Raw genomic sequence first — 15,444 nt, 5'->3', positions numbered from 1 at the left:
TTCCATAGGTTTCGGCCAATGTTCATGGAGATTGATTCAGCAAAAACGGTGCCACTGTCTGCAGGCACAATGTAGACAGTTGCCTGGAGAGGTCTAGTCGCTATGGAAATCGTTTCCCGGAGATCGGGCTGAGGCGAAAACGGCGGGGGATTTTGTATTATTTTGAGACGTTCCTGATGCTGAAGTGTCAATTTGCAACGTTGTGACCCGTTGGTGGATTTGCCTGGGGCCAGGCAAAAAGCTGGTCCAGCTGTCAGCTGTTCGGGGGAGAATTGTCCTGGGCGGCGTTGCAACGGTTTTCATCGGGGATCTCCGGCCGGCTGGTGCTGTTCGGCCATGGCGGCTACCTTAAACAATGGTTGAATTCAGGGCCGACAGGAGGCGTTTTCGCACAAATAGAAGTGTTACTTTTCTTATTTTGGTATAGAATTCCCGATATGATATGATGTCACGCGAGTTAAGGTATAATGTTTGCTTATGAGTATATCTCTTTTACTTATTTTATTTGGTTGAATGTGTTGTTGGAGGGAGGCTGGCTAGGCGCTGCTGTTGGTGCAGATTCCAGGCGTGATGTTTGCAATTAGTTGAATAGGTGGGATCAAAGGCGAAACCCAAGCGCTTCATAGCGGAAGGAGAGCTGCAAATGGATTTGAAAGAACAGATTTCTGATATCCTGGGAGCGCAGATTCTTTTTGCTCACGCCGGCAGGGAAAAACTGACCAAAGAGCGATGGCAGGCGATTCTGCGTTGCAAGGAGGACTTCTTCAACAACCGCATGGATGATCCCAGTCAGAACCCCTGCATGGATCAGGAGGTCGCCGCTTCGTGGATGCGTTCCCGCAAGCTCGGCGTCAATCCGCATAAAGTTGCAACCATTCCCTGTACAGACAAACTCTCCCCGGTGCAGGACAAGCATCATCAGCTTATCGACGTCACCAGTTCCCTGATTGATCCCTTTAAAAAGCAGATGACCGATTGCGGTTATCTTTTTTACCTGTTCGATAAGTCAGGGCTGATCCTTCTTCATGAAGGGGTCTGGGCGGAAGAGCCGGAAATCCTGGCGACCGGGTCGCGCATCGGCATACTGGCCGATGAAAAGAACGAGGGCACTTCGGCTCATGAACTGTGTTTTCGTCTGAAACGGCCGGTCCAGTTGCTGGGGCCGGAAAATTACTGTATCCCGCTGCAAAACCGCATTGCCTCCGCAGCGCCGATCATGGAGGCGGACGGAAATGTCGGGGCGGCTCTGGTGATCTTGAGTCCGCCCCTGATCGACTCTTTGGACGACGACAATATCAACCATCTGTATCTGCATACCCTTGGTTTGATTGCGTCCCTGGCGTCTTCGGTTGAGACCAAGCTGAAGCTGATCAATACCGGCCGGGAATTCGAGAAAGCCTGTCATGATATCGATCGCTTGAAAGACAATCTGCAGACCGCCAAGGAGAAGATGGTCAGTGTCCACAAAACCCTGACCGCGTCCTTCGCTTTTATTGACGAAGGGATGGTGGCGGTCGATAAAAACGGCCGGATTCTGCAGATCAATAACGAAGCGATTCGGATCTTCAAGGTGCGGCCGGAAGATATCGGCAATCGTAACATCAGCGAATTTTTAAGTCCGGAATCCTCCATCATGGAGCGCTCCGCCAAGGGTGATAATTTCACCTTGGAGGAGTGCGTCAAAGTCGGCAATAACAAGGCCAAAGCCTACCGTATTTCGGCACGGCCGGTATTGAATCAATATACCAAGAAGCTGGACGTGGTCATTCTGAAGTTTATCAGCTGTGAAAAATTGACCAACCAGCTGAGCAACCGGACGGGGCGCACCGCGACCTATACTTTTGAGGATATCCTCGGGCAAAGCCCGGAAATTAAAAATGCGATTGGCCAGGCTCGGCGCTTTGCCGAATCACCGGAAAATATCCTACTGATCGGTGAAAGCGGCACCGGCAAAGAGTTGTTTGCCCATTCGATTCATAACACCTATCGTCCCAACGGACCGTTTATGGCCGTCAACTGCGCGGCCCTGCCGCGGGAGCTGGTTGGCAGTGAGTTATTCGGCTATGAAGGGGGCAGTTTTACCGGGGCCGAGCGCTGCGGCAAGGCCGGTAAGATTGAATTATCCCATGGTGGCACCCTGTTCCTGGATGAAATCGGCGATATGCCTTTAGAACATCAGGCTATTTTGCTGCGCACGCTGCAGGACAAAAAGGTCATGCGGGTCGGTGGCAACCGCTATAAGGAAGTCGACTTCCGGCTGCTTGCGGCCACCAATAAAGATCTGATGAAAATGGTTGAAGAGAAGACTTTCCGTGAAGACCTTTATTATCGGATTTCGGTGCTGACCGTTTATATCCCTTCCCTGCGCGAACGGCAGCGGGATGTTTCCATGCTGGCCCATGTGTTTGTCCAGAATTATTGTCAGCGGCAAAATTGGGAGGTTCCTGAAATCAGCCCGGAAGTCGATAGGATCATCAATGAATACCGCTGGCCGGGCAATATCCGCCAGCTTCAGAACGCCATGCATCATGCCATCAATACGGCCTCCGGGAAAAGGATCGAACCGCATAATCTGCCGCGCTATGTCCTGATGGACTCCAGTCCGGTCAAAGCCGAGGAAATCGCTCGTTTCGGTGGTTTCGGCAACGATACGCTCTGTTTGAAAAATATTGAAAAGGCTGCTATCGAAGCGGCTTTACTGCGTGCCAACAACTGTATTCCGACGGCTGCGGAAATGGTCGGTCTGAGCCGTTCGACCCTGTATCGAAAACTCAAGGAGTATAAAATCGAGGTGGTTTAGGCCGATTTTCTTTTTTGCAACTCACACTTTTATTAAATGAGTCAACCCCGTTTAAGCTTTACGCTTCGGGGTTTTTTGTTTTTTGTGGAAAGCCTCTTTGCTGGGCTCCGTCATTCTGTTGCGGCGCGAAGAGGGAGACATAAGGCAATGATATAACTACTGAAATTTTGCGATTGTTGAATTTATGAGAAGGAGCCCAGGTTTTTCACCGAAGTCTTTTCCGGCAGGCTTGATAGTTCTCAAAATGAAACTTTGATCGCAAAAAAGGATTTTTTAGCGAGACCTCCGTCACCCCTCCTTTGCTTCCTGGCGAGGTTCTCTTGTCCCTTGCGGAAACTTCCGGAACGGCTTTTCCTCCGCTGCAGAACGGCTTTGGCGTTCTTGCTGAAACCGATCTCAAAAACCTCAAATCAGTTTGGCCTGCATGTTGCAAAAATTAGCTGCTCGGCGGGTCGAAGACGCAGCTGAATGATCTCCGGCCCTTATTTTGGGACTGTCGTTTCTCCCCAATTTGTTGGTTTTTAAATGGGAACTTCCTGGCGTCTCGAGTTTGCGGCGAACAGCGAAGGATCATTTTTTATAGAAACCGGATGAGCTGAAGAGAGGGCCTATGAGTACAAAAATCGATTTGGATCAAGAAGGCGTGGAAGTAAAAAAGTCGGCTTGTTATTTCTGCCATCAGAACTGCGGGGTGCTAGCCTACGTCAAAGACAATAAAGTTCTGAAAATTGAAGGTGATCCCGAATTCCCAACCAACCAGGGCGGACTCTGTTGCCGGGGGAATATCGCGCTTAAACACCTGAATCACCCAGATCGGGTCAACTATCCGTTAAAACGGGTCGGGAAAAAAGGTGAAGGCAAGTGGGAACAAATTCCCTGGGATCAGGCGATCTCGGAAATCGCCGCGAAACTGTCGAGCATTCGTGAACAGTTCGGCGCGGAAGCGGTGGCCACGGCCGGCGGAACCCAGCGTACGGATGACTGGGCGCGGCGGCGGTTTATGAACCTTTTCGGCAGCCCGAACGGTTTTCACAATGCTCATCTGTGCTGGATTCCGACCTTCATGGTCGAAACTGCAATTTATGGCTGGTGCCCCTTCGACCTCGACCTCGGCATGAGCCGCTGTATTGTCCTGTGGGGACAGAATCCCGGTGCTTCGGGAATGCCTGAGGCTCACCATATCCACGAGCTTCAGGAAAAGGGCTTGAAGGTTATTGTAATCGATCCGCGGTTCACTGAAACGGCAGAAAAAGCCGATCTGTGGTTGCCGCTGCGGCCCGGTTCCGACCTTGCCCTGGCGCTGGCCTGGCTGCATGTCATTATCTATGATGGCCTGTTTGATCAGGAATTCGTCACCGAATACTGTGAAGGTTTTGGCGAACTGGCGGATCATGTCGCCGAGTTCTCTCCGGAATGGGCGGCACCGTTGACCTGGCTGACTCCGGAGCAGATCCGGGCTGGCGCTCATATGTACGCTATGAACAAGCCCGGGAACATTCAGTGGGGAACCTCTGTCGACCAGATCGGCCGGCCGGCTGGCGCCACCATGCACGCTCGTGCGCTGCTGCGCGCCCTGACCGGGAACCTGGACTGCCCGGGAGCCGACCTGCTGACCGGGCCTTCGCAGGATTATCTGACCGACGAAGAGCTAGAAGGGAATCAGTTCCTGCCGGAGGAACAGAAAGCCAAACAGATCGGTTCCGACCGCTTTAAACTGGTGACCTGGCCGGGCTATTCCAAAATCTCTGAACTGACCAAAAAAACCTGGGGCAAGGCACCGACCGCAGAATGGATGTGCGAAGCCCACCCGCCATCAGTATTCCGGGCCATCGCGAATAGCGATCCCTACCCGGTCAAAGCCCTGCTGATTGCAGCGACCAACCCGCTCGCTTCCTACGGGGAGACCCCGGTGGTTCTGGAAGCACTGCGCAAGGTCGAGTTCATGGTGGCCTGTGACTACTGGATCACCCCTTCGGCAATGTTCGCTGATTACATTATGCCGATTGCCGGTGCTCTGGAACGACCGATTATTACCAACAGCTACGGTTGTGCCGACTTTATGCTGGCTTCGCAAAGGGCGATCCAGCCGATGTTCGAACGGCGCAACGATTTCAACTTCTGGCGTGATCTCGGCGTGGCCCTCGGGCAGGAAGAGAACTGGCCCTGGAAAACCGTCGAAGAAGCTTATTTCAGCGCTATCGCGCCGATCGGCTATGATGTCGAAAACTTTGATGAGTTCGTGGAGCGTTATCGTTTCCACTTCCCGGAGCGGGAATATTACAAATACCAACGGCAGGGCTTTGCAACACCATCCGGGAAGGTCGAACTTTATTCAACAACACTGAAAGACCTTGGTTATCCGCCCTTGCCGGAATACGTTGGTCCGACGGAGAATGAGATCGATCATCCGGAACTGGCTGAAAAATTCCCGCTGGTGCTCACCACGGGTGGCGGCTTCATGCCCTTCCACCATTCCGAACATTACCAGATCAAGGATATGCGTTTTATCAAGCACTCCCCCTATCTGGATATCAATACCCGGACCGCAGCGGAAATGGATATTCATGATGGCGACTGGCTCTGGGTTGAAACGGCACGTGGGCGTATGAAACAGCGGGCCAACCTGACCGAGGCGATTCATCCCAAGGTTATCTACACCCAGCGCTGCTGGTGGTTCCCGGAAAAAGATATGCGCGATATCCCGCTGGGCGGCGAACTTGGCGGTGCATTGGAGTCGAATGGAAACATGCTGACCAGTACCGCTGATGAGCATTGTGACCCCTATAGCGGGTCCTGGGCTAACCGCGGTCTGCTGTGTCGTGTCTACAAGGTTGACACTAAGGAGGTGAAATAAAATGGCTCGCTACGTCATTGTCATGGATACCCGGCGCTGTATTGGTTGTCACTCCTGTACTGTCGCCTGCAAGGTTCATAATGAACTGCCGACCGATATGGTTTACAACCCGGTTGTGCAGGATGGCCCCCATGGGACCTTTCCTAATCTGCACTCACGGTTTCTGCCGCTGATCTGCATGCACTGTGATAATTCTCCCTGTGTCGATGCCTGTCCGACGGGGGCCTCTGTCCAGCGTGCCGACGGGATCGTTCATGTTGAGGACAAAAAATGCGTTGGCTGTTTGTCCTGTGTCATGGCTTGCCCCTACGGCGCTCGTTACCATAACCACGAAACGGGTGCGGTCAACAAGTGTAATTTCTGCATGGACCGGGTTGACCAGGGAATGGTTCCGCACTGCGTAGCGACCTGTCATCAGAAAGCCCGGATCTTTGGTGATCTGGACGATGAAACCAGTGAAGTCTACAGGCTGATTAAAGAGAACCAGTATATTCAGCTGTTACCTGAGCTGAATACCGAACCTGCTGTTTATTACCTTATTTAATAGAGGAGATTCGCGATGAGCGAGAAACATCAAACCTGGGGCTGGATGCTGGCCGTCGATTTCTTCTTTGCCGGTATGGGTGGTGCGATGCTGGTCATTGCCGGATTGACGGATCTGTTTATGGGGCCTGAAACGTCATCATTGCTGGGCAATATCGTCGGACCGTTGTGCATGTGTGTCGGCTGTGGTTTTCTGATTCTTGAGTTAGGCCGCCCTATGCAGGCCTGGAGAGTCTTCATGAACCCCAAAGCGATTCTGACCTTTGGGGCCTGGATGATGACCTTTGCCATTATCTCCGGTCTTGTTTATGCCTCTTTCGGGATTCCTTCCGAGCTGATTTTCTGGCGTGATTGGAGCGGTTTGCGCCATCTGCTGGTGATCGTCAATATTGTTACCGGCCTGGTGGTTGCCACCTACCCCGGGGTTCTGCTGGCCCGCCACAAAGGGCGGCCGTTTTGGACTGGCCCCGGCCTGATGGGGCTGTTCTTGCTGTCCTCGCTGGTGACCGGTTTTGCTGGTCATTTCCTGTGCGGACTGATCCTGCCGCCGGCTGCTGCCACAGTACAGGGCCATTTGCCGGTCGTGCTGGCTGCTTTGCTGGCGGCCCAGGCGCTGCTCTGGATCGGCTATCTCTGGATCAAACGGACCGGGACCACAGCTGCCGAGGCGGCCAGCGCACAGCGTTGGATTAATGGTGACCTGTCGGGAGCCTTTAAAATCGCCTTTATGGTGCTGGGGACCGTGGCAGCGTTGATCATGGCCCTGATTCCGGTTGCTGTTTTTCAGGGGATTGCTGCCGTCCTGGCTCTGTTCGGCGGGGTCACCATGCGGATGCTGACCGTGCGCAGTGGCACCGACCGGACTTTCCTCCCCGGCGAGCAAAAGTATCGTTCCCGGTTGCCGCAGGGAGAAGAGAAGTTCCTTAAGAAAATCTGGCTGTAAACTGTTTCATCTTGCCGGGGACGACTGGTGTTCTGTTTCCTGAGAGCATCTACCTTACGGAGCTCAGTCGTCCCCGGCAAACCTCTCAGGCTGTTGAAAGCAGTCTGCTAAGCCCATGGCTGGGAAATCACAATCAATGTTGACCTGTGATTTATCGATTTGTGAGATGGGGAGAATCATCTTTGTCTTGCCCTGCTTGAAAAAGTCGCGGAAAGGATTGTTTTCAACAATCCGCTCTTGCGAAGAGTCTTTACCTTGCTGGAAGTAAAACGGAGATCAATGTGAAGCTGCTGGAAGCGACCCAGAGCGTTTGCCCGACATGTCTTGAGGTTGTCGAGGCGCGTATTGTGGTGAATGACGATAATACTGTCTCTATGGAAAAGGAGTGTCCCCGGCATGGGTCTTTTTCCTGCTACCTGTGGCCTGATGCAGCACATTATCGCTGGCTCAAGGATTTCAAGTTTCCTCATCTTCGTCCCAAAGTCACTCACTGTGTCGATCGTGGCTGCCCTGACGATTGCGGTTTGTGCGCCAGCCACCGTCATCATCCGCGGCTGGTTGAACTGGAGTTGACGCAACGCTGCAATCTACGCTGTCCGGTCTGTTTTATGGCAGCGGACGATAATCAGGAAAATTATTCGACCGATCTCAGTTTGGACGATATCGCCCGACGCCTGGAGACCATTCTGGAACAATGCGGGCCACAGGTCAGCCTGCAGTTGACCGGCGGCGAACCCACTGTTCGTAAGGACCTTCCCGAAATCGTCGCCCTCTGTCGGCAGGCCGGATTCAGTGCCATCGAGGTCAATACCAATGGTGTGGTCATCAGCCGTGATCCGCAGTTTCTTGAGCAGTTGATCGCGGCCGGCATCACCGGGATATATATGCAGTTTGACGGGCTGTCCGATCCGGTTTATCAGCAGATTCGCGGTGCCAACCTGCTCCAGACCAAACTGCAGGCGATTGAGAACTGCCGGGCCGCCGGCGTGCAGGTGGTTCTGGCCATGGCGGTCATCCAGGGGATCAATGAGCATCAGCTTGGTGATCTGCTTGATTTTGCCCTGGATAATCGGGATGTGATTGTCGGGGTCGCTTATCAGCCGGCCTTCGGATCGGGGCGTTTTGACGTCGCGGGAAACCAGCCGCTGACCATGGGCAATGTGATTTTCAAACTTGCCGAACAAAGTCATGGAATTCTTAAGCCCTATGATTTCTGGCCCACCGGATGTTCACACGCGCTTTGCGATGCAACCACCTATATCGTACGGCAGCCACGGGGGGATGAGCCTTTGAGCCGGACAGTGAGTGTTCAGGATTATCTCCACCATTTTGATCCTTCCAGTCCACAAGGGTCGGTGCTTCCTGATCTTGCAGCCAAAATCTATCCCGAGTTGGACCCGGGGCTCTCCATTCTGATCATGAACTATATGGATGCCATGAGCATGGATCTTAAACGGCTCAAGCAATGCAGCATGACCGTATCCGGTCCTGAGGGGCATTTGATCCCTTTCTGCTCCTATCAGCTGACCAATTGTGATGGCCGTAAAAAAGCTGATTTAACCTTCAGCTAGTTGGCATCCGGAAACTCCGGATACCAACGCATAAAGTTTTCAGATTGGAAACGAGCAATTTTTCGTTGTGGCTAGGAAATCAAGGGCTTCTGCGGAGGCGTAGTTCTTGACGCCGCACAAATAAGCCCGCAGATTGACACCACCACGGCGGAAAAGGGCCGTTTCCGGATGATAACCAGCTAGAACCGCCGGCAGGATGGCAGAAAAGGTCATCCTGAACCAATTTCAAGCAAGCTCTGGAAGAAGATGATTGACCCGACCCTGATGATTTGGCATCGGCCATTGATTCTTGCCATCTACGGACACAAGGGGAGGACTCAACTTTTGAGCCCGGCTTGCCTCCGCTTGACGGGTTGATAACCGGCTGTTTCCTTGCCAGGATTTTGCATAGCCCCATCGGGGTGATGAGATAGCGCAGATTTTGTAAAACCAACCAAGTTATAGCTTGGCGGATGATCCTCTCCCCGGATTGATTTTTGCGGCAGCCTTTCCAACCTCTCCCGAGTTTATTCAGTTCCGTTCAAGACGTCATTTTTTTGCCTCCAGCTGGGTTCTTCCCGGTTTTTGGGGAGGCGTCCCGAGGGTTTTTGCGCAGATTTTTTTTGTTCCTAAAATGATACCCAGTTTAAAAATAAGAACTCAGTCATTTCAGTATGTTGTGCCTAATAGCCGGTTGTTGACCTATGAATCCCATCCCAAAAAGAGAATTATCACCGATTTTTAGTAAAATGGAAAAAATCATTAAAATTAGATAGTTATGAGAACGTGTGAGTTTTATTTGAGTTGGCACACAAGTCGCAGAAATATCGATCAGACATAACCGGGGCAGTGTTGTCCGCGCGCTGCTGCCTGCCGAAGAACCGAACAACAAGCAGGCGTGAATCAACAGCTGCAACCCGAACAAACAGAACAAAAAAAATAATTTTCTAGAAGGAGGTGCGAAAGAGAAGAAAGACAGCGGATTGTTTTTGTGTATTCACATTCGAGAATGAAAGGATGGGTAATTCAATGGCAATGGAAGATCGAATGAAGAAAGAATGGAAAACAGAAAATGAAGACGGTTCCGTTACAATAAGAACTTGTGGTTGGTCGCCTCCAGGAGACCACCCGGTTGGCTGTGGTATGAAGCTGACCGTCAAAGGCGGAAGACTGGTTGAGGTCGAAGGTGACGAAGAACATCCGATTACCAACGGCCGTCTGTGTGTCAGATGCCTTACCCTGCCTGAGTATGTGCACCACCCCTCGCGGATCACCACCCCGATGAAACGGGCTAAAGAAGATCGCGGCAAAAATAAATGGACCAAGATCTCATGGGACGAAGCATGGGATATCATTGTTCCGAAAATCAAAGAATTCAAAGAGAAACATGGTGCCGAATCAATCATCGTGTTCGGTGGTACCGGTCGCCAGGCCTGTCTCTATTACTATCCGCTCGGGTTTGCCTCAATCGGCACCCCGAACGTCTGCTACCCCCTGAGCGGTTGGTCCTGTTACGGACCGCGCTGCGCTATCACCGACTATATCCTCGGTGCCGGATACCCGGAGATCGACTACGCCGGTTACTTTGAAAAACGTTATGACGACCCCGGGTTTACCCTGCCGGAAGTTATTGTTGAATGGGGTAAGAACGCTCTGTATTCAAACCCCGACGGTTTCTTCGGCCATGCTTTGATCGATATGATGAAGCGTGGGACCAAAATCGTTCACGTCGATCCGCGGATGACCTGGCTTGGTACTCGTTCAGAATATGTCTGCCAACTTCGCCCCGGTACCGACTCTGCCCTGGCCCTGGCTTTCCTCAATGTCATTATCAATGAAGAACTCTACGATAAAGACTTTGTTGAAAACTGGACCTATGGTTTCGATGAGCTCAAAGAGCGCGTTCAGGAATACCCGCCGGCCAAAGTTGCCGGGATTACCTGGGTTCCGGAAGAAACCATCATTGCTGTCGCTCGTCTCATCGCCAAAGCGAAACCCTGCTCCATCCAATGGGGCCTGGCAACTGACGAAAACCCCAACGGCGTGCAGATGGGCCATGCCATCCTGTCGATTGCCGCAATCACCGGCAACCTTGACGTTCCGGGTGGTATTACCCTTGGACCGCCGGCTGCCCTGCTGGGTAAATGGCGGGTTGAAACCCGTCGTAACCTGTCTGACGAACTGTGGGACAAGCGGATCGGCGCCAAGGAATGGCCGGCCCTCAGTACTGCTCTGGCAACCACCCACCCGGATGAAACTCTGGACACTCTGGAAAGCGGCAAGCCGTATCGTCTGCGCATGGGCTGGTTCAACAGTAGTAACTTCATCACTCCGACCTGTGCCGTTCAGTGCGACCGCTGGTATCATGCACTGAAAACCCTCGAGTTCAACGTCGTTCAGGATTGCTTCATGACCCCGACGGCCATGGCTTTTGGTGATGTGTTCCTGCCGCTGCCGACCTTCGCTGAACATGATGGCGTCGTCATCACTCACTTCGGGCGTAACTCGGTGACCCTCGGACCGATCAACCAGGCGCTGCGCGTTGGTGATACCCGTTCCGATATCGAAGTTTGTATCGAATTGGGTAAAAAACTGCACCCGGACATGTGGCCCTATGACAATGTCCAGGATTTCTTCAGCCAACAGCTTGAGCCCGAATTGGGTGTCGACTTCAATGGTTTGAGAGAAATGGGTGTCTACACTCCGAAGTATACCTATAAAAAATATGAAAAAGGTATGCTGCGGGGTGATGGAGAGCCCGGTTTCAACACTGTTACCGGGATGGTTGAATTGTCTTCGACCCTCTTTGAAGCTTGGGGCGATGATGCCCTGCCGTACTTCAAAGAGCCCCCTTACAGCCCGGTCAGTACTCCGGAGCTGTGGAAGGAGTACCCACTGGTGCTGACCACTGGTGCTCGTAAGGTGACTTCGTTCCACTCCGAACACCGCCAGATTGCCACCTTGCGTGAGATTGACCCCGATCCGGTTGTCGAGTTGCATCCGGAAACCGCGGCAGATCTTGGTATCAAAGAAGGCGACTGGGTCTTGCTTGAGAACATGTTTGGCAGGGCTAAAATGCGCGCAAAAGTGACGCCGACAATCCATCCCAAAGTTGTTCATGCAACTCACGGTTGGTGGTTCCCCGAGCAGAATGGCGAGGAGCCGAACCTGTTCGGTGTGTGGCAGTCCAACGTTAACAACATGGTGCCCCACAAGCATATCGGAAAACTTGGTTTCGGTGCTCCGCTCAAACAGATGATCTGCAAAGCTTCGCGCTTGCAGAACTTTGATGACGTTGTCATCACTGCTTGATTAAGGAAGTCGCTTAGCAAATGAAAGGCCGGTCACAGACAATTGTCTCGTGGCGCTGTGACCGGCCGAGCTTGGGGTATGCGAAATATATTCGCAGCCGAAATCAATGAATGATTGGAGGAACGAAATGTCCAAAAACGGATTGTTGATTAACTATCAATACTGCACAGGCTGCCATAGCTGCGAAGTTGCGTGTAAAAACGTTCTGAAGCTTCCACGTGGCCAATGGGGCATCAAGCTGCTTGAAAATGGTCCCTGGGAAGTGACTCCGGGCAAATTTGAATGGGATTACATCCCAACTCCGACCCAGCTCTGCGATCTTTGTGCAGATCGGGTTGCTGCAGGTAAAAAACCGACCTGTGTCCACCACTGCCTCAGCCAGTGTATGGAATACGGGCCGCTTGAAGAACTGGCCCAAAAAGCGTCAGAGATGGGCAAAAAAACAGTCATCTTCGTCCCTTAACGGGGCATTGACCTGGAAGCCCCAAGGGGCTTCCAGGGTCTTTTTTTGCTGACAAAAAGGGCTTTTTCAGGATCTTTGAAAATTAGAATTATTTTGAATGTTAAATCCTGTCCGAACATAAAGGAAGGGTTCAATCGACCGGGGTGTGCCATCTGCAGTAAGGATGAGCTTCTTGGTCCGGCGTTTTTTTATGACGCTGGCATGGATTGGCGCACATCTGGCCAATGTAAAGGCACATGACCGGTTTTGGTGGCTCTCTTTCCGGTAAAAGTTTTTTGTATTTTCTGCAGTTTTTCAGATCAGAGAAGTTATAGGTGCCACAGTGCTCACATTTAAGCGGTTTCGGCTTAGGCGGTTTACATCAGCCACAATAGGGGTTACATGACCAGCACATTATATTTCTCTTGAAAACTGTATATGGTTTTGTATCTGACAATAAAATAACTACTCAAGATACAAAATAAACTTTTTATTTTTATATTTTTAAGTTTCTTAGTTTGTAAAAAAATAAGCTACCGATCAAAAAAAGGAGATTAATCATGTCAGAAGAATCTAAACCAAAAAAAGTTAAAAAACCTATCGATCCCCTTGCAATGAAACCTGGTCAAAACTATGGATCGACAAAATTTAAACCTTCAAAAGAATATGATAAAGGGAATATCACATTCAAAGAAGAAGATAAAAAAGATAATTAATATAACACTTATCCCTTGAGGATGTTATTTCCAGCCTGAATGAGCAGTTTTTCTGATCTGGCTTTCTGTTAGCTCAGGCTGGAGATTTTTTTACAGTACGAAGCTTGATACTTTTTTTTGGACAGGATTAGTTGATATTTTTACTGGGGAAATGCTGGCGATGCCGGAGAGATATTTAATGCTATTTCTTTTTTATGAAATTTTGAGTAGCTGTTTCTAGATAATAGAAAATTTTTAAAAGAAGGTTTTTAATTATATTTAAGAGAACAGTTTTGTTGAATATTTCTATTACTTTTTGAATCATTAATATTTAATATTGAGTTCTCATTTTAATCTCGAAGATGAGATTTATACAAATGATTATATTAAATTCAATTTTGCTCATTTTTTAGGGCTTCCTGCTGGTGATTTATGAAAACCTTCTGAGCTGGTTTTTCTCGGTCAAAACGGTTCTTATTCGACCTTGAAAGAAAAGAAATTGATTCAGGTTATTTCTTTATGCAATAAGAAATTACTTTGGCTTCAGTTCGCTCATTCAATGAAATGAAGTCCAGCTCTCAACCCAAGGAGGTTTGAGTATGAGTGTAAGTAAGACCCTTGATGTCAATGAAGTCTTCGATGATCTTCCCTTTTCTGCCTATCAGATCGGTATTTGTGTTCTTTGCTTTATAGTCGTTTTTTTTGATGGATTTGATTTGACTGTTATTGGCGTTGCTATTCCGGGGATGATGAAGCACCTGGGCGTGTCGCCAGCTGAGATTGGAGCTGCCGTCAGTGCCGGCCAGTTGGGGCCGATGATCGGAGCTGTTGCCCTGGGGATGGTTGCCGATAAATATGGACGTAAGAAAACCATGTTCGCTTCTGCCCTTGTATTTGGCTTTTTTACTTATATGACCGTCCATATTAGCAGTTGCACAGAGTTGGGTGTGTATCGATTCTTGGCCGGTCTTGGCATGGGAGGTGTTATCCCTAATGCCTTGGCGTTCGGGAGTGAGTACGCACCTTCACGCTTACGTGCAGGACTGTCCCTCTATATGTGGGCCGGAATGCCTACAGGTGCAATGATCGCTGCCTTTGCTGCATCTTATCTGCTGCCTCATTGGGGATGGCAATCGGTATTTTATGTCGGCGGTCTTGCTCCGGTAGCGATTGCCTTTTTGGTCCTGATAATTCTCCCTGAATCTATTAGCCATCTTGTCAAAAGTGGAAAACCTGAGGAAGCAAAACGAATAGTAAGAAAAATAGACAAATCTTCAACTCTGGACCTTTCTGCAGACCTGCGGGTTCAGCACCAGGGCAAGGAAAAAAGCGGTGGCGTGAAATCCTTGTTTTCAGGTGATTATGCCAAAACCACTTCTCTGCTCTGGCTGTTGTTCTTCTTGAGTTTCTTCCTTCTCTGGATCCTTTTTTCCTGGGTTCCGACCTTGCTTAAGCAGGCAGGAGCAACAACCGAGCAGTTCAGCATTGGGTTTGCTTTTATTCACATGGGATCTGTTATCGCTTGTCTCTGTATTGGCACATTGATGTCAAAATTCAATAAATTGAATGTTGTCAAGTACTTGTTCCTTGGCGCTTTTGTTGCGATGATCGCGTTTGGATACTTTGCTACCCACGCCTTTACCATCATTCTTCTTGTTTCGATTTTTACCGGTATGCTGGTTAATGGTGGAAACTCTTCTTTGATGGGGCTGGCCTCAGCCGTCTACCCTTCTGAAATGCGTGGTAGTGGTATCGGTTGCGCTTACGGAATAGGGAAAATCGGAACCCTGATTGCTCCGTTGGTTGGCGGATTATATCTGGAGTATGGCTGGAGTGTCCTGAAAATCTGTGCAGTCAACAGTGTGAGTGCCTTGATTATCTTTGGAATCGTTATGATCCTGCAGAAACATATGCGTTCATCTGCAGGAGGCGAAGTTTAGTTTATTTCGTTCATTAATGTTTTTGAAAGCCTCGAAGAGATTCGAGGCTTTTTTTTTACCAAAACTGACCATTTTGCTATTAAAATGAGCCTTAAGCATCATCTGTTACGATTGTCTAAGTTAGTTGTCATCCGGAAACGCTGGATGGCGATAACTAAGTTTTTAGCTTGGAAACGAGCAGTTTTCCGTTGTAGCAAGGAAATCAAGGGCTTGCGCGGAGGCGTACACCGTTACGCCGCACAAGTAAGGCTGCAGATTGACGTTGCTACAGCGGGGAAAAGCCGTTTCCAGATGGAAACTAAGTTAAAATCCGGCATAGAAAGCACCCCATGCCCGAATGGCGCTAGCGCTGGCAGCAAAACCGG

At 50.2% G+C, this 15,444-nt stretch carries 9 protein-coding genes; all 9 read left to right on the top strand.

What is annotated here, in order from left to right; translation table 11 throughout:
• Nucleotides 1-643: 643 nt before the first annotated feature.
• The 9 genes from N909_RS0108125 (at nucleotide 644) to N909_RS0108080 (ending at nucleotide 15,079) form a co-directional block, all read left to right on the top strand.
• Nucleotides 644-2,800: a sigma-54 interaction domain-containing protein gene (locus N909_RS0108125; RefSeq protein ID WP_051689608.1), complete on the top strand. Its 2,157-nt coding sequence runs from the start codon at nucleotides 644-646 to the stop codon at nucleotides 2,798-2,800.
• A 610-nt stretch (nucleotides 2,801-3,410) separates the two neighbouring features.
• Nucleotides 3,411-5,654, top strand: coding sequence for a molybdopterin-containing oxidoreductase family protein (locus N909_RS0108120; RefSeq protein WP_029913909.1), 2,244 nt, complete (start codon nucleotides 3,411-3,413; stop codon nucleotides 5,652-5,654).
• Between the two features lies 1 nt (nucleotide 5,655).
• Nucleotides 5,656-6,198: a 4Fe-4S dicluster domain-containing protein gene (locus tag N909_RS0108115; protein ID WP_029913907.1), complete on the top strand. Its 543-nt coding sequence runs from the start codon at nucleotides 5,656-5,658 to the stop codon at nucleotides 6,196-6,198.
• A gap of 15 nt (nucleotides 6,199-6,213) precedes the next feature.
• Nucleotides 6,214-7,140 (top strand): NrfD/PsrC family molybdoenzyme membrane anchor subunit, encoded by a 927-nt coding sequence (gene nrfD / locus N909_RS0108110; protein WP_029913906.1) that lies wholly within the window; start codon nucleotides 6,214-6,216, stop codon nucleotides 7,138-7,140.
• A 275-nt stretch (nucleotides 7,141-7,415) separates the two neighbouring features.
• Nucleotides 7,416-8,711, top strand: coding sequence for a radical SAM protein (locus tag N909_RS0108100; protein ID WP_029913904.1), 1,296 nt, complete (start codon nucleotides 7,416-7,418; stop codon nucleotides 8,709-8,711).
• A 1,026-nt stretch (nucleotides 8,712-9,737) separates the two neighbouring features.
• A complete protein-coding gene (locus N909_RS0108095; protein ID WP_029913902.1) occupies nucleotides 9,738-12,002 on the top strand; it encodes a molybdopterin-dependent oxidoreductase in 2,265 nt (754 codons plus the stop codon).
• A gap of 127 nt (nucleotides 12,003-12,129) precedes the next feature.
• Nucleotides 12,130-12,465 (top strand): 4Fe-4S dicluster domain-containing protein, encoded by a 336-nt coding sequence (locus N909_RS0108090; protein ID WP_029913900.1) that lies wholly within the window; start codon nucleotides 12,130-12,132, stop codon nucleotides 12,463-12,465.
• A gap of 539 nt (nucleotides 12,466-13,004) precedes the next feature.
• Entirely contained in the window at nucleotides 13,005-13,160 is a 156-nt protein-coding gene (locus tag N909_RS25650; RefSeq protein WP_155005899.1) for a hypothetical protein, read from the top strand.
• Nucleotides 13,161-13,738: 578 nt separating this feature from the next.
• Nucleotides 13,739-15,079 carry an MFS transporter gene (locus N909_RS0108080; protein WP_029913898.1) on the top strand — a complete coding sequence of 447 codons (1,341 nt, stop codon included), beginning with the start codon at nucleotides 13,739-13,741 and terminating at the stop codon, nucleotides 15,077-15,079.
• Nucleotides 15,080-15,444 lie beyond the last annotated feature (365 nt).

Source organism: Pelobacter seleniigenes DSM 18267, from assembly GCF_000711225.1.
Classification (GTDB): domain Bacteria; phylum Desulfobacterota; class Desulfuromonadia; order Desulfuromonadales; family Geopsychrobacteraceae; genus Seleniibacterium; species Seleniibacterium seleniigenes.
Note: the sequence above shows the minus strand (reverse complement) of the source record. Positions and strands in the feature narration are given on the sequence as shown.